14 protein-coding genes are annotated in these 16,069 nt (G+C 61.9%); 2 read left to right on the top strand and 12 right to left on the bottom strand.

Annotated elements, in window-relative coordinates:
- Positions 1-39: 39 nt before the first annotated feature.
- The 9 genes from U5A58_RS10300 to U5A58_RS10260 form a co-directional block, all read right to left on the bottom strand.
- Positions 40-1,260 (bottom strand): NAD(P)/FAD-dependent oxidoreductase, encoded by a 1,221-nt coding sequence (locus U5A58_RS10300; RefSeq protein WP_321961369.1) that lies wholly within the window; start codon positions 1,258-1,260, stop codon positions 40-42.
- A gap of 29 nt (positions 1,261-1,289) precedes the next feature.
- Positions 1,290-1,607 carry a 2Fe-2S iron-sulfur cluster-binding protein gene (locus U5A58_RS10295; protein ID WP_321961368.1) on the bottom strand — a complete coding sequence of 106 codons (318 nt, stop codon included), beginning with the start codon at positions 1,605-1,607 and terminating at the stop codon, positions 1,290-1,292.
- A gap of 69 nt (positions 1,608-1,676) precedes the next feature.
- Positions 1,677-2,723, bottom strand: coding sequence for an aromatic ring-hydroxylating dioxygenase subunit alpha (locus U5A58_RS10290; RefSeq protein ID WP_321961367.1), 1,047 nt, complete (start codon positions 2,721-2,723; stop codon positions 1,677-1,679).
- 377 nt (positions 2,724-3,100) lie between these two features.
- Positions 3,101-4,384 (bottom strand): FAD-dependent monooxygenase, encoded by a 1,284-nt coding sequence (locus tag U5A58_RS10285; protein ID WP_321961366.1) that lies wholly within the window; start codon positions 4,382-4,384, stop codon positions 3,101-3,103.
- Between the two features lie 128 nt (positions 4,385-4,512).
- Positions 4,513-5,733 carry an MFS transporter gene (locus tag U5A58_RS10280; protein WP_321961365.1) on the bottom strand — a complete coding sequence of 407 codons (1,221 nt, stop codon included), beginning with the start codon at positions 5,731-5,733 and terminating at the stop codon, positions 4,513-4,515.
- A 25-nt stretch (positions 5,734-5,758) separates the two neighbouring features.
- Positions 5,759-6,754 carry a transporter gene (locus tag U5A58_RS10275; RefSeq protein ID WP_321961364.1) on the bottom strand — a complete coding sequence of 332 codons (996 nt, stop codon included), beginning with the start codon at positions 6,752-6,754 and terminating at the stop codon, positions 5,759-5,761.
- A 158-nt stretch (positions 6,755-6,912) separates the two neighbouring features.
- The gene (locus U5A58_RS10270; protein ID WP_321961363.1) at positions 6,913-8,538 is read right to left on the bottom strand and encodes a bifunctional 3-(3-hydroxy-phenyl)propionate/3-hydroxycinnamic acid hydroxylase; all 1,626 of its coding nucleotides are present in this window, start codon (positions 8,536-8,538) and stop codon (positions 6,913-6,915) included.
- Between the two features lie 65 nt (positions 8,539-8,603).
- Positions 8,604-9,908: a homogentisate 1,2-dioxygenase gene (hmgA, locus tag U5A58_RS10265; RefSeq protein ID WP_321961362.1), complete on the bottom strand. Its 1,305-nt coding sequence runs from the start codon at positions 9,906-9,908 to the stop codon at positions 8,604-8,606.
- Between the two features lie 106 nt (positions 9,909-10,014).
- Positions 10,015-11,001, bottom strand: a complete 987-nt coding sequence (locus tag U5A58_RS10260) for a fumarylacetoacetate hydrolase family protein (RefSeq protein WP_321961361.1) — start codon at positions 10,999-11,001, stop codon at positions 10,015-10,017.
- Between the two features lie 92 nt (positions 11,002-11,093).
- On the opposite strand from U5A58_RS10260, the gene U5A58_RS10255 reads away from it, so the two are divergent.
- Together U5A58_RS10255 and U5A58_RS10250 are read left to right on the top strand one after the other, a co-directional pair.
- On the top strand, positions 11,094-11,897 hold the full coding sequence (locus tag U5A58_RS10255; RefSeq protein ID WP_321961360.1) for an IclR family transcriptional regulator: 804 nt from the start codon (positions 11,094-11,096) through the stop codon (positions 11,895-11,897).
- A 122-nt stretch (positions 11,898-12,019) separates the two neighbouring features.
- The gene (locus tag U5A58_RS10250) at positions 12,020-12,361 is read left to right on the top strand and encodes an NIPSNAP family protein (protein WP_321961359.1); all 342 of its coding nucleotides are present in this window, start codon (positions 12,020-12,022) and stop codon (positions 12,359-12,361) included.
- A 51-nt stretch (positions 12,362-12,412) separates the two neighbouring features.
- On the opposite strand, the gene U5A58_RS10245 is transcribed toward U5A58_RS10250, so the two are convergent.
- The 3 genes from U5A58_RS10245 to U5A58_RS10235 form a co-directional block, all read right to left on the bottom strand.
- Positions 12,413-13,279 carry an alpha/beta hydrolase gene (locus U5A58_RS10245; protein ID WP_321961358.1) on the bottom strand — a complete coding sequence of 289 codons (867 nt, stop codon included), beginning with the start codon at positions 13,277-13,279 and terminating at the stop codon, positions 12,413-12,415.
- An 83-nt stretch (positions 13,280-13,362) separates the two neighbouring features.
- Positions 13,363-14,805, bottom strand: a complete 1,443-nt coding sequence (locus U5A58_RS10240) for an aldehyde dehydrogenase family protein (RefSeq protein ID WP_321961357.1) — start codon at positions 14,803-14,805, stop codon at positions 13,363-13,365.
- Positions 14,806-14,849: 44 nt separating this feature from the next.
- Positions 14,850-15,773, bottom strand: coding sequence for a VOC family protein (locus U5A58_RS10235; protein WP_321961356.1), 924 nt, complete (start codon positions 15,771-15,773; stop codon positions 14,850-14,852).
- Positions 15,774-16,069: the final 296 nt, after the last annotated feature.

Genomic DNA, 16,069 nt, shown 5'->3' with positions numbered 1-16,069 from the left:
CGACGCGTAGTGCGCCGCCGGTACCTGCACTGTGTGAGCTTACTGGAAGCTCGAAAGCGGCGTAGCCGGATCAGCCAATGCCGCTCGGTTGGGGCGCACAAACTTGCCGATCGCCGTGCGCCCTTGCATGAAATCCTTGACCGCGTTGACCGCATCGACTCCGATCAGCACGCCATCGCGCAGATACGCAATGGAAAACGATTTCGTTTCGGGGTCGCCGCGCACGACCAGATCGTCGTACCCGGTCGAGAGCCCCGCCATCTGGAGCCTGAGATCGTACTGGGTTGACCAGAACCACGGCACTGAAGCCTTGGGTTGTGGACGCCCCATGATTTCGTTCGCCACGAGCGTGGCCTGATCGACCGCGTTCTGCACGCTTTCGACACGGATTGCCTGTCCGGCAAATGCGTTGTGGTGTCGAGCGCAATCCCCGATCGCGTAAACGTGCTCGAGCGTAGTCCGGCACCGTGCATCCACGTCGACACCGTTCTCCCCCGCCGCCCCGGCCGACAGCAACGGCGCCACGGACGGCACGATCCCGATGCCAGCAATCACCAGATCAGCCGGCAACAGCCGCCCGTCCGCGAGGCGCACACCGCGAACGTGGCCATGCTCGCCTTCCAGCGCTTCGACTTTGGCGCTCACACAGATTTCCACGCCATGCGCGCGATGCTCGCGTTCGAAGAACGTCGAGAGCTCGGGGCCCGTCACGCGTGCCAATACCCGGTCGAAAGCTTCGACCACCGTGACCAGCTTGCCAATCTTGCGCAGCGAAGCCGCCGATTCCAGGCCGATGAAGCCGCCGCCAATCACGACGACGCGCCGCACGTCCGCGAGTTCGAGCCGGATCCGGTCGACGTCCGCGATCGTTCGCACGACATGGACGCCCGTCAGATCCGGGCAAGCGCAGTTCAGGCGGCGTGCCTGACCACCCGCGGCCCAGATCAGGCGGCCATAGCGCCAGGTCTCACCGTTCGCGCAAGCCACCTGCCGCCCGGACGCATCGACCGACTCGACATAGCGGCCGTGCAGCAGGTCGATACGCTTGTCGGCCCAGAATTCGGCCGGATGAAACGCCAGCTGTTCGAGTGTCTTGTCGCCGCTCAGATAGTCTTTGGACAGCGGCGGGCGTTCATATGGCAATTCGCTTTCGTCCGTCAGCAGGCCAATCGAACCGTCAAAACCGAAATGCCGCAATGCGCCCGCGCATTGGGCGCCGGCGTGCCCGCCGCCCACGATCAGAATCTCGTACTCCCTCATGCCGCCCTCGTATGCTCCGCTCGAAGCCTTCATTCTTCCGGCGCAATCTCGACGCGCATCCCGTCCAGCCCCGCATGAAACGGCACCTGGCACGACAGGCGCGAATTCACTTTCCGATGACCGGAGCAGTCGAGCAAGTCGTTTTCTTCGGATGCGACCGGTGGCAGTTCGGCGGAAAAACGCTCATCGATATACACGTGACACGTCGCGCACGAACATCCGCCACCGCACAAGGCCATCAGCTCGTATCCGCCACCATCGCGGATGATCTTCATGAGGTGCTCGCCTTCCTTGCCCGCGACATCCAACTGGCTGCCGTCTCTCAGTACCAACTTGATCTGCGCCATGACTTTCACCACCTGACTACAGTTAAGCACGCCGGGAAATCCCGACGTGCGTTGATCGAAAACCCTCGATTACTGCGCCGGCTTTGCTGCGTCGGCTTCCTTGCGCACCATCGTCTCCAGCGTCCGGCGCACGCGCGTCGAGCCGATATCGGGACCGAGGTGAACAGGCTTCAGATCCCAGAAGTTCTCGCCTTCCACCACCTTGGCGGCCGCTTCAACAAGCGGCACGTCCTCCGCTTCGAACGCGAAACGCAGCAGACCCGAGATGCGCCTGTCCTCCGCTTCGGAATCCAGGTTGACGCCGCGCGCCACACCCCAGAAGTAGTGCGAAGTCGTGGCCGTTTCGGGTGTGACGATATGCGCGAGCAGTTGCTTGAGCCCCTCTTCGCGCGGCGCGCCGACAGCCGTCTGGCCGATATCGAGCATCACGTTGCCCGGTGCGTTCCAGCGCGTGTCAATCCACATGTCGGTGCGCTCCCACGGAATCTGTTCGTCCGGATAGATCGGAATGGGTTGCTTCGGCACGTTCGGGAAGGACCAGTTGATCCAGACCTCGTTGGCGTTTTGCAGCGTCTCGTGCTTGCCGTGCTGCACCAGACCGCGTCCGCCAAAGGTCTTGCGATGTGCCCATTCGATGTGCGTGACATCCATCAGGTTGTCGACGAGATACTCGTAGTGGCAGGCAAGTTTCAGATAGTCGCGCAGCACGCGGTTGGTCGACGTATCGTTCAGGAACGAATAGTCCGGCAGCAGTGACTCGTCGGCGCGGCTTTCGTCGCCGAGCCAGACCCAGACGATAGCGTCCTTCGCCTTCACCTTGAACGCGCGCACTGAACTGCCGGCCGGAATCTTGTCGGAGAAGGGGTTGACCACGCACTTGCCATGCTGGTCGAAACCCAGGCCGTGATAAGGGCAAACCAGATTACCGTTCTCGACCGTGCCCATGCTGAGCGGTGCGAAACGGTGCGGGCAACGGTCGACGAGCGCAGCCAGTTCGCCCTGTGCGTTACGGAACAGCACCATGGGAATATCGGCGATCCGGCGCGACAGCTTGCCCTCGGCCAGCTCCGACTCCCAGGCAGCCATGTACCAGGTATTCTGCAAAAATCCTTCCATGCTTTCCTCCAAAACGAACGTGCTCCACGACGGAGCATTTGATTTGTTCTACTAAATTGATATTGGTGCGATCGACGGCATGGGCGACGTGGCGCCGCTGCTTACGAGTTGTCCAGCCAACCTGCTTCATCAGGCGCTTCGGCTGTCCATTCGTCGGACATTTCCCGCATCCAGATCGTCACGGCCGGTGCGGCATACCCCCCATTATCAACAGCGTCCAATTATTTGGTACCAGTGAGTACCCTAAAACACCAAAAAAGACGCGCTTTAGGAAGCGCGCCTCAAATACAGGCGGAACGGGGCAATGGCAACGTTTCCGTCACGGAGTGGCCAAGGCGCATCGCGAACGATTGCCCCGACCGGATGTCACTTGACGGTCACGCGTTGTGGAAAAATACCGACCGGAAGCCGCTCGCTTCGTTCGGATTCTCATTCGGGCGCTTCATTCCGGCAAGGCGGTGATACTCCTTGAAAATCGAATCGGCTTCGGCGAACGGCAGCACCTTCTCGATGTCGTCAAAGCGCTTGCCCCCCGTGCGCTCCTCGACAATGCGGCGCACCACTTCCGGGCCGTCGCCGCGATTGGCGAGCACGAGCCGGTTTGCGATCGGGCGGCGTTCTTCCTCGTAGGCCTTGAAGGCCTCTGCCGGGCTCTCAATCGTGATCAGCTTCTCGGCGACCACGCGCGCGTCGACCAGCGCCTGGCAGGCACCATTGCCGCCGCGCGGATACATGGCGTGCGCCGCGTCGCCCATCAGCGTCACGCGGCCGAACGACCACTGCTCGAGCGGATCGTGGTCGATCAACGGGAACAGATAGACCTCTTTCGAATTGCGCAGCATCTCGCCGACGTTGATGAAGTCCAGTTCGCACTCGTCGAACATGTGCGCGATTTCCGCAACGTCGCCCTTCTGGTTCCAGTCTTCGATACTTTCGGCTCGATCGTTCTGCTCGACAATCCAGTTCACGAGCGTGAGGCCCGTGCCTTCATAGTTGTCGACAATCGGATAGACGATCAGGCTGCCCTGGCTCGGTGCACCGATGTGCAGGATCGCGCCGCCCGTCTTGAACGGCTTCATCAGCGTGACGCCGCGCCACAGCGTAATGCCCGAGAAATGCGGCTTCGACTTCTGGGGATGCAGTTGCGCGCGCACTGCGGAATTGATGCCGTCGGAGGCGATCATCACGTCCGCCCGTACTTCCGTGGGAACGGGGTTGGTCGCGGCCGGATGCGCCGTGAAGCGGATCGTTACGCCCGTGTCGTCCTGCTCGAAGCCGGCGCAGCGCGCGCCGAGCACCACGGCATCCTTGCCCAGACGCTCAACCACCGCCTTGTAGAGCATCATTTGCCAGATGCCACGGTGAATGAAGCGCTGGGCATGCGGGTAGCCCATATGCGAACCGCAACGCTCACCGTAGATTTCCTGGCCGTACTGATTGTAGTAGAGCGATTCGATCGAATCGACCGACGCCGCATTCAGCTCGTCGAGCAACCCAAGCTCGGTCATTTCACGCGTGCCATACGGCTGGCTCACGATGCCCACCCCAAGCGGCCGCAGCTCCGCAGTCGTTTCGTAGACACGGGGCTTGAGCCCCTTCTGGTGCAGACGCAGAGCCAGCGTCAAACCACCAATGCCCGCGCCAATGATTGCAATTTCCATCTCTTCTTCACTCCGTTTGGCTGCGGGCCCATACCCGCCTTCGTTTTACTGCTTGTTTTGTCTGGCAGGTTTGCAGCGCCCGCCGGCCAGACTGTTCATTACACTTTTCTACTTAGCGACAGTTGATATCAACCGTGTGCCGCCACCACATTCGCATCGACATTGTCTGCCCACTTCGGTCGCGTGCCGCGCGCGAGGATCGGCAAACGGGCCGCAGCACCAACCACGCCAACAATGATGGTAATCACCATCGGGAACGCCGTCGGCGCAGCCTGTGCGGCGAAGAAGATCGGGCCGCTCAGCAGCACGCCCAGCAGCGTAATCTGCGTGACGAGGCCGCTGGTCGCGCCAATGCTCTCGGCCGACGGCGACACGCTCGGCGTATAGGCCCACATGCCGGTTAGCACGCCGCTTGCGAACAGCAGGATCCACGAGAGCACGATCGAGGCAGCCGCACCGATCGGGAAGGCGAAGATAATCAGCGCCGGAATCCCGGTCACGGCAATCGCGATCAGACCGGTCTTGACCGGCGGCGCGCCCCAGTCGAGCAGTTTGCCGAACAGCAGCGACCCGAGCGCATTCACCACCATCGCGCCGATGTTCCACATGTTCACGGTCATCAGATCGGTGCCGTAGCGGGTATGCAGATACGGGGCGAGCGTAGCGATGATGCCGACATGCAGGAAGGCGTCGCCGCCAATCGAGATGCCGAGCAGGTACGGCCACGGCGAGCGCAGCACGGCGCGCACACCCGCCGTACGCGAGACCTGCTTCGAGCTCTTGTCGCGGCCTGGGATGCAGACGATCAGCACCAACGCCACCACCACCGTCGCCATGCCGTGACCGCTGAACATGAAGCGCCAGTCACCCGCCTTTTCGACCAGCCCTGCGAGCATGAACGGAATAATCATACTGACCGGCACGAAAGTCGACCAGATCGCAATTGCCATATTGCGGCGCTTTTCCTCGACCACGCGAATCAGCAGCGTGATTGCCGAAACCGCCATCAGCACGTAGCCGAGTCCGCACACGCCGCGACCGATCAGCAACATATGCAGTTCGGGGGCCTTGCACACGATCGCATCGCCAATCACCATCGCCACGCTGCCGATGAACAGCATCTGCTTGTCGCCCCACTTGTCGACGAAGTAGCCCGCGATCAGCGCGCCGATGGCCACCATCATCGACGGCAGCGACATCACCAGGCCGATGATAGACGGATCGCGCGGATGAAAATCGGCGCCGATCGCATTGAGCACCGGAATCGCGCCGCCAACCGTCATGGCCGCCAGCACACCGAGGCTATAGATGATTGCGATCCGGAAGATCGACGATTGTTGCATTGCCATGTCGTACTCCTTATTTGTCGATCGGTCAGAACGAGTGGATCCAGCGCAGGTTCATGTGGAAGCCGGAATACGTGTTGCGTTCGACCACCGGAAGATAGATGTTCGCGAAGACATAGTTCCTGCGATCGATGGTCCATTCGGCACCCGGGCCGAGCGACACGTTGGTGGTGCGGTCCGCGCTTTGCGACACGCCATTTACCGTGTCGTCCGTGATCTGGCGGAACCAGAAACCGTTCAGACCCACGTCGAGATTCGGCAGCACCTTGTACGCGATGCCGAAGTTCGCCCACACGGCCTGACCCGCCTTGAACTTCGTCATGCCCGGAAAAAAGCCATCGGAAAAATTGTCGCCGGGGTTGTTGTTCGCGAAGTTGTACAGATAGTGCATACGCACCGAAATGGAGGTTTTCGGCGTCGGCAACCAGGTGAAGGCGTAGTAGGGATTCAACGACCAGAAGTTCGAGCCCGGGTTGACTAGCCTGGTCGGATCGTAGGCACCCGTCGGCGCGATCACGTCGAACTCGAAACGGTGCACGAAGACGGGGCGGCCACCGCTGATGATCGGCGCAAACTGTAGAAATGGGCCAAACGTGATGTCGCCAATACCCGAGCGCGAAGTCAGGTCGGCGCCACCGGGGCCGGCAGGATCCGAGCTCGCGTTCAGATTGGTGACCGGCAGCAGCGCGGTGAACCCGAGCGCGCCACCCATGAGATGAAACGGCGAGGTGTAGATAAGCTGAGGCAGCCAAACGAGGGCGTTCAAATCGCCGTTCTTGAACGTGCCTGGATTGTTGCCGTTGTTGTCGTAGAACTTGTTGTTGTGCTCATATTGCAGCAACTGGATCGTGGTCCAGCCCGGGTCCATTCCGCCGAACGCATCGTTGAACGTCGTGGCGCCGAGGTCGATGCCGGCTGGCTGGTAGGTCGACGCCCCGGCCGCGAATGGAACGATCGCGCATACCAGTGCGGCCGCCCAGGAAATCGCGCGTATGCGCCCCTTGAAGGTGTGATTCGAATGCATCTTGTCTCCGGTATCGTTATCTATATTTGCACTACTAATCAGTAAAGCTCACTTCGTTGCAGGTCGCGAGCGCGATCTGCGGCACCATCCCTGCGCTCCACGCCCCCCACTACGTGGAACGCCACTACAACGGCAAGTGCCCGGTCCAGCCATGCGCGTCAAACCGCGAGCGCGCCGCTCACCGGCTGACACGTGGGTGTGGGCGCGAGCGCCTTGCCGAGAGACGCAATCATTTCCCTCAGCTCTGCTTCCGTACGTGCCACGCTATACGCGAAGCCATCGGGTCGCACGACGGCGGCCACGGCGCCGTACTCAGCGAGCCAGCACTTCACGAAGCCAGCCTCCTCACTGACAGCAAACAGCGCGGCGTTGATTCGACCGGCTCCTTCTTGCTCGTCGACGAGGCTAATCGATTTTGCGTCGGCCAGATGCCCGAATCCCGCCAGATGGACAGCAGCGTCGGCCGCCAGTGCCGTGTTCGTCGAAATCACATAAAACTCACGACGCACGAGGTCATCCAGACGCACCCGGCCAATGTCCCTGCCGCACACCCACGGCTGCGGGAACAGCTTGCCCGCACCCGGATTCAACGTACCCGTCTCGTCGCGATACAGCAGGCCGGAAGCAAGCCCCGGAATAAACGACTGACGAATGGTCGGAGCGGTGCCCGCGGCCAGTTCTGCACCCAGCCGAGCGTCGCGCTCGCGCGCCGCCTGTTCGTTGAGCTCGCCGATGATCAACCCAAACGACTTGGCCGTTTCGACCACGGTTTGCACGTGTGGGCGGCGCTCTTCTCCATAGGTATCGAGCAATGCGTCGGCCGCCTTGCCGCGCAATACCGCTTCGAGCTTCCAGGCGAGGTTGTATGCGTCGCGCACGCCGGCGCACAGGCCCTGGCCCATGAATGGCGGCATCTGGTGCGCTGCGTCCCCCAGCAGGAACACACGGCCTTCTCGCCATTGATTGGCGACCACGGCATGGAAGCGGTAGATCGCGACACGTTTGACTTCGAGCCCGCTCGTGTCGACGAAGGTCGAGAGCACGGCCTTCAGATGCGCGGGATCATTGAACGATTCCGGCGCTTCGCCCGGCAGGACCTTGATTTCCCAACGGCGCAGACGATCCGGGCCGACGATGTACGTCCCCGGACGCGAAGGGCGGCAATACTGCACGCAGCGCTCCGGCAGTTCGACATCGTTATGCAGGTCGGCGTCCACCACCACCCACCATTCGTCGAACTCCAGATCATGGATGGTCGAACCGATCTGGCTGCGCACCGGGCTGCGCGCTCCGTCGCAGGCCAGCAGGTATTTGCCGCGCAGCGTTCTGTTCGTCTCGTTCGGGCCGGCGACCTCGACTTCCACACCCTCGGCGTCCTGGCGCAGACTCACAAACGCGTGCTCGAGGAACACGTCGACCCCGTCGAAGCGGCCGACACCCTCACGCAGCACGCGTTCGAGCCTCGGTTGATAGAACATGAACGTCGGTTCCCAGCCAAGCGGACCCGGCGCGGGCAGCGGATAGAAGCGCTTGATGATCTGACCTTCCACACCCACGAAGTCCGTGCCCGGATGCGGGCAGGTGCCGTCTTCGATCCGCTCGGCTAGCCCCGCGGCCTGGAAGGCGCGCAGCGCTTCATGATCGGCCGTGATCGCGCGCGGCTTGTCGTAGATATCCTTCTCGCGCTCGACGATGGCGACCTTCAGGCCCATCGTGCCGAGCAGGTTCGCAAGCGTGGCGCCTGTCGGGCCGTAGCCCGAAATGATTGCGTCGTATGTCTCCATGACTCTATTCCGTGACAGCGTGAATTCAGTATCGATACCTGGTGAAAGGTGCGTGCCGATGCTTCTCAGAGCGACTGCGCGCCGAAGCCGTCCCAGACGGTGTCGTAGGTCGGTTGACGGTTGGCCGCCTCGAGCGAGCGAGGCGTGAGCTTGAACACATGGCAGCTCTCGAACATGAAGGCCAGCGTGTTGTCGACCTTGTGCGGCTTTAGGTCAGCACTGCTTGCTTTCTCGAAGGTCGCCGCATCCGGTCCGTGGGGCAGCATGCAGTTATGCAGACTCACGCCACCCGGCACGAATCCCTCGGCCTTGGCGTCGTACACGCCGCGCACGAGCCCCATGAGTTCGCTCATCACGTTGCGGTGGAACCACGGCGGACGGAACGTGTCCTCGGCAACCAGCCAGCGCGGCGGAAAAATCACGAAATCGCAGTTCGCGGTACCGTGCACGGTGGAAGGCGAAGTCAGCACCGTATAGATGGATGGATCCGGGTGATCGAACGAGATCGTGCCGATCGCCATGAAGCGCGCGAGGTCGTACTTATACGGCACCAGATTGCCGTGCCAGGCGACCACGTTGAGCGGCGAATGGTTCTGCGCACCTTCCCAGAACTTGCCGAGGAACTTGCGTACGATCTTCACGTCGCGTGCGCCGCCCTCATACGCCGCCACGGGCGTCAGGAAGTCACGGTGATTGGCCAGGCCGTTCGAACCGATCGGACCGAGTTCCGGCAAGCGGAACGGCGCGCCGTAGTTTTCGGCGATATAGCCGCTCGCCTCTCCTTCATCCAGATCCACGCTGAAATGCAGACCGCGCGGAATGACGGCGATTTCGCCGGGGCCGAGTCCGATCACGCCCAGTTCGGTGCGAAGCGTCAGCGCACCGCTTTGCGGCACGATCAGCAGTTCGGCATCGGCATTGAGCAGATAGCGATTGCCCATCGATGCATTCGCGCGATACACGTGCGCGACGATGCCCGACTGCGATTCGGGGTTGCCGTTGCCAGCGATCGTGACGATGCCATCGATGAAATCCGTCGGCGCGGACGGCGCTGGCCAAGGATCCCAACGGAAACGGTTGGCGGGTGTGTCGACCTTGTCGAACGGACCCGACTCCCAGCCCGCGACATTGATCTTCGTGTACTCGCCGTGCATCGCCGAAGGCAACTGGCGATACAGCCACGTACGACGGTTCTCCGCGCGCGGCGCGGTAAAGGCAGCACCGGACAGCAGTTCGGAATACAGACCATGCGGCGCACGTTGCGGCGAATTGCGTCCTTCGGGCAAGGCACCCGCAATGGCTTCGGTGGCAAACTGGTTGCCGAAACCGCTCATGTAGCTCAGGCCGTTCTGCTCTGTCACGGTACTCATCTTCTGTCTCGCATAAATTCTTATCACTTCGGCGGGCGATATGCCGCCCGCTCCACGCGCGCGCCCCTCACGGGCACGCGGCCTCCTTCACCTGCAGCAGGGCCGCTTAGCCCTGATATTTCTTGATCTCGTTGTCGATCGCACCAAAGATCGACTCACCTTGCGCATCGAACATCTCGACGCGCACGTGGTCGCCAAAACGGAAGAACGGCGTGACGGGCTTGCCCTGCTCCACGGTTTCGAGCGCGCGCTTCTCCGAGATGCAGCAAAAGCCGTTGCTGCGGTCGTGGTTGGACACCGTGCCCGAGCCGAGCACCGTACCGGCGCCAAGCGAGCGCGTTTTGGCCGCGTGAGCAATCAGTTGTGCGAAGTTGAAGTACATATCGACGCCCGCGAGCGGCGCGCCGAGCTTCTCGTTGCGCACGTGCACGGTGAGCGGCAGGCTGACCTTCACACCGTCCCAGGCCGCGCCGAGTTCGTCCGGCGTCACGGCGACCGGCGAGAAGGCCGTCACACCCTTGCCATTCACGAAGCCGAAGCCCTTGTTGAGTTCTGCCGGAATGACGTGGCGCAGCGAGATGTCGTTGAGCAGCATCACCAGCTTGATGTGCGACTTCGCCGCTTCCGGCGTGGTCAGCATGGGCACGTCGTCGGTGATCACGGCAATCTCGGCTTCGAGGTCAGCGCCCCAGTCCTCGGTCGCGACGAACACCGGATCCTGCGGACCCGTGAAGTAGTCCGACGAGCCCTGGTACATCAGCGGGTCTTCCAGGAACGAGGGCGCCATGTCCACACCGCGCGCCTTGCGCACCAGTTCGACGTGGCTCAGATAGGCGCTGCCGTCGAGCCACTGATATGCGCGCGGCAGCGGCGAAGCGACCTTGTTCTGCTCGAATGCAAAAGCGCCACTCGCGGCACCTGCGTTCAGTTCGTCGTAACGAGCCTTGAGGCGCGGCTCGGCGAGCGCCCAGTCTTCGATCGCGGCCTGCAGCGTAGGCGCAATATCCGAGGCGGCCACGGCGCGCGTCAGGTCGCGCGACACCACGATCAAGGCACCGTCCCGGGTACCGTTCTTAAGCGATGCAAGTTTCATGTCTCGATTCCGCTGGTTGAAAATATTGATTACACTGAAGCAGGTGCAAATCTACGCTTTTGCGGAAAAGCAGACCCACTCATTTCCATCTAATGAACACGCGATCAAACACTGCGGCCAAAGAAATTGCGGATGCCGGTTCCATCGAACGCACACTCGAACTGCTGCGCCTGCTTGCCACTGCCGGACGCTACGGACTTGCCCTGACGCAGATATCCGAATCGTCCAGACTGCCTCACTCCACCGTCCACCGGCTGCTGCGCCGCCTCATCGGCGAGCGCATGGTCGTGCAACGCGAGACGAACAAGCGCTATGTGCTCGGCCCGCTTGCCTTCGAGCTAGGGCTTGCCGCCTCCCAGATTTACGACCTGCGCTTACCGTGCCGCCCTATCCTCACGCAGCTCGCTGAGGAGATCGGCGATACCGTCTATCTCACCGCACGCAGCGGCAACGAGTGCGTATGCGAAGACCGCTACGAGGGCCCGTCGACTATCCGCGTCATCGCACTTGAAGTGGGCAGCCGCCGCCCGCTGGGTCTCGGCGCCGGCGGCCTCGCCATTCTTTCCGCCTTGCAGGAAGACGAGCGTGAGCAAGCCATCGACTACCTGACGCATCGCTACGGCACGTACAAATCGCTTCAGGAAAAGGCCCTGCGCAAGGCAGTGGAGAGCTGTCGTCGTCATGGCTTCTCCGTGATTCACAGCCAGGTAACCCTTGGCACCACTGCGGTCGGCGTCGCCATTCTCGACACACTCGGCAATCCGATCGCGGCAGTCAGCGTTGCTGCGGTGGATAGCCGCATGTCTGAGGGCCGCATTACTTCGTTGTCCAGACAGCTCAAGAACGCCACGAATCGCATCAAGGAAGCGCTGCACAACTTCCCTACCCTCTATTGAGCACCGCACCCTCCACACAAAACAATTTCCATCTGGCAGACAATCACGAGGCACGACACCACTTGCCGTAGAGCATTGCGCGCAGCGCTCCGGCGCATCATCCTTCTCTGCCAGGAACAGCAATGCTCATCGAACACCGCACTTACACCATGTATCCGGGTAAAACCGCGACCTATCTTTCCCACCTGACAAACGAAGGTCTCGCGATCCAGCTCGAGTACCTGCCCAATCCGATGGGCTACTACGTGACCGAACTCGGCACGCTCAACCAGATCATTCATATGTGGGGTTACGAGAGCCTGGACGAGCGCCTCCAGCGCCGCACCCGGCTCAAGCAGGATGAACGCTGGCAAGCCTACGTCGGCAAGATCCTGCCGCTGATTCAGCAACAGGAAAGCAAGATCTTGTTGCCGACTTCGTTCCACACTCCGGTAGTCGCGCGCTACGCTCTGAAGGGCCGCTAAGGAATCCGAACGCCGCGCGGGAATGGGGCTGCTATTCCCGCGCGCACGGCCTTACTGCGACACTGGGAAATAGCGCTCCAGCCAACCCTTGAGGATCTGCGGCAAACGGCCGTTGCCATCCGCGAACGGGAAATGATCGACTTCGGTCAGCAGGATCAGCTCAGCGCCCTTGCCCGCGTTCTGGAACACGTCGATGGCCTGCGAAGTCGGCGTCACGCTGTCGTTGGCCGAGTGCAGCATCAGGAGCGGGCGCGGCGCCAGTTGCGCAATCACATCCTTCGGGCGGAACTTGCAGATGCTGTCCATGGTGTCGGCCGTGAAATCCATCACCGAGCCGGCCGGCAGGTTGTTGCGCAAATGCTCGGGCACCGGCACGATGTCCCAGCGCTTGACCATCAATGACTCGCCGGTCTTCTCGCGGTGGCGCTGGCCCTCCGCCATCAGCGACGTGAAGCGAGCCCAGGCTTCGGGCGTTGAATGCTGGTCCTGCGACTTCTTCAGGCCGTCGCCCCAGCCGCCGATCGAGACGACGCCCGACACGCGCGTATCGACGCCGCCCGTGAAAATGCTCACCGCCGCGCCGAAGCTCTGTCCGCTCAGCAGGATGCGATCGGCGCGAACTTCGGGCCGGCCCTGCAGCCACGTGATTACGTTACGCATGTCCGCCACTTCCTCCTGGCAGATTACGCGGCCCGGCTGGCCTCCGCTCTCGCCGCAGCCGCGAAAGTCGAATCGCAGCACGACGTAGCCGAGGCTTTCGTACAGATCGGCCTCGATCACATGCGTCTCGCCATCCTTATTGCCACCGAAACCATGCGAGACGACAACAGCGGGCAGCGGACCCTTTGCGCCTTCAGGCACGTGCAGGATAGCGGACAGTTGCAGGCCATCCGACGGAATAGAAACTTTGGTTTGCATGACAGAATCCAGACAAGCAATCAATGATTTGTGAATGACATGACGTCCTGCAACGTGCATTTGCACGGCGTGACGTGGTGTCTTTAGAGCAGTGCCGCCACGACCTTCTCGTGAGTGACGTCGTCGAGTGCGTTGGTGCCGTTTTCGCGGCCGTAGCCGCTCCCCTTCATGCCGCCCCACGGCATGCTCGGGTCGATCAGGCCAAAGCCATTGATCCAAACCGCACCCGCCCGCAAGCGCCTCGCCACCCCGTGCGCCTCGCCGAGATCGCGCGTGAAAATGCCGGCGCTCAGGCCGTACTCGCTGTCGTTGGCAATGGCCACGGCTTCATCCGCGTCGTCGAACGGAATCACGGTCGCGACCGGGCCGAAAATTTCCTCGCGCGCGATGCGCATGACGTTGTTGCCGACAAAGACGGTCGGCTCCAGGTAGTAGCCCGGCCTGTCGATGCGCTTGCCGCCCGTGAGGCGCTCGGCGCCTTCGTCGCTGCCGGTCTGGGCGTAGCCAAGAATGCGATCAACCGCGCGCTGGCTGATCACCGGGCCCATCGTCGATTGCGGGTCGAGCGCGTCGCCAACCACCTGTGCACGCGCGATCGCAGTGAGGCGCTCGGCCACTTCGGCCACACGCGACCGATGCACGAGAATGCGTGTGCCGGCCGCGCAGATTTGGCCCTGGTTGGCGAGAAAGCCCATTGCCAGTGTGTCGATCGCTGCATGCAGATCGGCGCTCTGCAACACGATCTGTGCAGCCTTGCCGCCCAGCTCGAGCGTCAGAGGCTTGAGGATCTTTGCGGCTTCCGCAGCGAGAATCCGGCCGACCGCGCCGCTGCCCGTATAGCTGAGCTTGGCGACGAGCGGATGGCGCGCGAGTGCCATGCCGGCCACCGGCCCCGCGCCAACCACCACGTTGAACACGCCGGCCGGGAAGCCCGCTTTATGGAACAGCTTCGCGACGTGCAGCGTCGACAGCGGTGCTTCCTCGGCCGGTTTGAGCACGACAGTATTGCCGGCGGCAAGTGCTGCGGCGGCCTTCCAGCCGATGTACATGGTCGGCGCGTTGTAGGCGCCGATCGCGCCGATCACGCCGAGCGGCTCGCGCACCGTATAGGCGAGCACCGGACGGCCGAACATGTCAGGTACCGGAATGCTGCGGCCATCGAGCTTGTCGGCGTAGCCCGCGAAATAACGCAGCGTGGCAATCAGGTTCGCCACGTCCGCATGGCGCGCCATGCCGTACACCTTGCCGTTGTCAATGCTTTCGAGCTGCGCGATCAGATCAGCGTCGCGCTCGACCAGATCGGCAAGACGGTGCAGCAGACGTGCGCGCGCCGGTCCATCCGTCCTGCCCCACACACCCGTGAACGCGGCATGTGCGGCGCGCACGGCAGCGTCGACGTCATCTTCTTGCGCGGACGCGACCTGCGTCAGCACCTGCTCGTTCGACGGGTTGATCACGGGCAGCGTCGCCCCGCCCAGAGCGGAGACGAACTGGCCGTCGATATAGAGTTGCGTTTGAAATTCCATGATCTCCGTGGCCTGGGCCACTTCCTCGGATGGGTGACGAATGCTCAACGCAGCTCAGGCGTTTCGAAGTTCTTCGCGAAGTCGAGTGGCTCGGACTCGCCCCAGATACTGCGCGTGCCGAGATGCACCCAGTCCTGCGCATCCCAGTTCGCCTCGGGGCTGATGTAGTCCATGTCCGCGAAGTACTCGTGCATGCTGTTCCACGGATCGCGGATATACGCAAAGGTATTCGAGCCGACGAAGTGGCGGCCCGGTCCCCAGCCGGGGATGTAGCCCTTGTTGACCATCTGGCGCGCGCCCGCGCCAACTTCATCGCTGGTGCCAACGTCGAAGCCGACGTGATGCAGACCGTAGGTGGTCGACTTGCCGAACGCGACGATGTGGTGGTCGCTGCCAGCCGGAGAATGAAGGAAACTCAGGAATGCGGCGACGCGATCCGACAGGCGCATGTCGAAAATCTCGTTGTAGAACGCAACCTTGCGGTTCGGGTCGGTCGAGAACAGCACCACATGCCCCATACGGCGCGGCTTGATCGGCTTCTCGTCCAACAACTCGGTGCGTCCCCTGCGTGCCTGACGGTTGTCGAGCGTGTTGAAGGTCACGCGCGGCGCCGTATCCCAGGGCGCTTCGTCGGCAGCCTTGATGTTGGTGAGCATGCCGTCGAAATCGCGGAACCAGAGACCATCTGCCCGTACGTTCTCCGGTGCGTCGACCAGTGCGACGCCGGCCTTGTCGAGACGCGACTTGATCTGCGCCAGCGAATCCGCGTCGGTGCCAAAGCTCACGTAGGTCAAACGCTTGCGCGGGCCCTGGGTCAGGATGATCTGATCCTGGTCGCGGCCGAAGCAGCGGCACACCAGCGTGCCGTCGCGATAGAACGTCTCAAGGCCGAAATCATCGTAGAACGCGCGAGCCACTTCGAGATCGGGCACGCTCATCGAGAAATGCTGAATATTGCGGATGGTCATCTGACGTCTTCCTCTCCATGCTGAATTGGGCCGGGCAGTACCGCCCAGTTGCGAGGAAGATTACGAACGCGCCCGATGAGCGTCCAATCAAAAGAATGCGGTCGAACTCATCATCCATAACATCCGCTATCGACCTCCTTCAACAGCCCCAATTTCCACTCTGCGCGAATCGGAAAACGACCGATAAAAAATAGCTTTTAGCGTTAAAACATTGGGGTTTTACCTGGCGAACAGCTACCAGGCGCATAGTCGAAGAACACCGGGAGAAATCGCGCAAACCCTTGTAAATAAGGGAT

Source organism: Paraburkholderia sp. J7 (assembly GCF_905220155.1).
Lineage (GTDB): Bacteria > Pseudomonadota > Gammaproteobacteria > Burkholderiales > Burkholderiaceae > Paraburkholderia.
The sequence above is the reverse complement of the archived record's forward strand: the minus strand, read 5'-3'. Positions and strand labels throughout refer to the sequence as shown.

Bases quoted from the DNA above. Each gene is read 5' to 3' on its own strand.
- U5A58_RS10300 (WP_321961369.1), bottom strand. From the start codon at position 1,260: ATGAGGGAGTACGAGATTCTGATCGTGGGCGGCGGGCACGCCGGCGCC.
- U5A58_RS10295 (WP_321961368.1), bottom strand. From the start codon at position 1,607: ATGGCGCAGATCAAGTTGGTACTGAGAGACGGCAGCCAGTTGGATGTC.
- U5A58_RS10290 (WP_321961367.1), bottom strand. From the start codon at position 2,723: ATGGAAGGATTTTTGCAGAATACCTGGTACATGGCTGCCTGGGAGTCG.
- U5A58_RS10285 (WP_321961366.1), bottom strand. From the start codon at position 4,384: ATGGAAATTGCAATCATTGGCGCGGGCATTGGTGGTTTGACGCTGGCT.
- U5A58_RS10280 (WP_321961365.1), bottom strand. From the start codon at position 5,733: ATGGCAATGCAACAATCGTCGATCTTCCGGATCGCAATCATCTATAGC.
- U5A58_RS10275 (WP_321961364.1), bottom strand. From the start codon at position 6,754: ATGCATTCGAATCACACCTTCAAGGGGCGCATACGCGCGATTTCCTGG.
- U5A58_RS10270 (WP_321961363.1), bottom strand. From the start codon at position 8,538: ATGGAGACATACGACGCAATCATTTCGGGCTACGGCCCGACAGGCGCC.
- hmgA (WP_321961362.1), bottom strand. From the start codon at position 9,908: ATGAGTACCGTGACAGAGCAGAACGGCCTGAGCTACATGAGCGGTTTC.
- U5A58_RS10260 (WP_321961361.1), bottom strand. From the start codon at position 11,001: ATGAAACTTGCATCGCTTAAGAACGGTACCCGGGACGGTGCCTTGATC.
- U5A58_RS10255 (WP_321961360.1), top strand. From the start codon at position 11,094: ATGAACACGCGATCAAACACTGCGGCCAAAGAAATTGCGGATGCCGGT.
- U5A58_RS10250 (WP_321961359.1), top strand. From the start codon at position 12,020: ATGCTCATCGAACACCGCACTTACACCATGTATCCGGGTAAAACCGCG.
- U5A58_RS10245 (WP_321961358.1), bottom strand. From the start codon at position 13,279: ATGCAAACCAAAGTTTCTATTCCGTCGGATGGCCTGCAACTGTCCGCT.
- U5A58_RS10240 (WP_321961357.1), bottom strand. From the start codon at position 14,805: ATGGAATTTCAAACGCAACTCTATATCGACGGCCAGTTCGTCTCCGCT.
- U5A58_RS10235 (WP_321961356.1), bottom strand. From the start codon at position 15,773: ATGACCATCCGCAATATTCAGCATTTCTCGATGAGCGTGCCCGATCTC.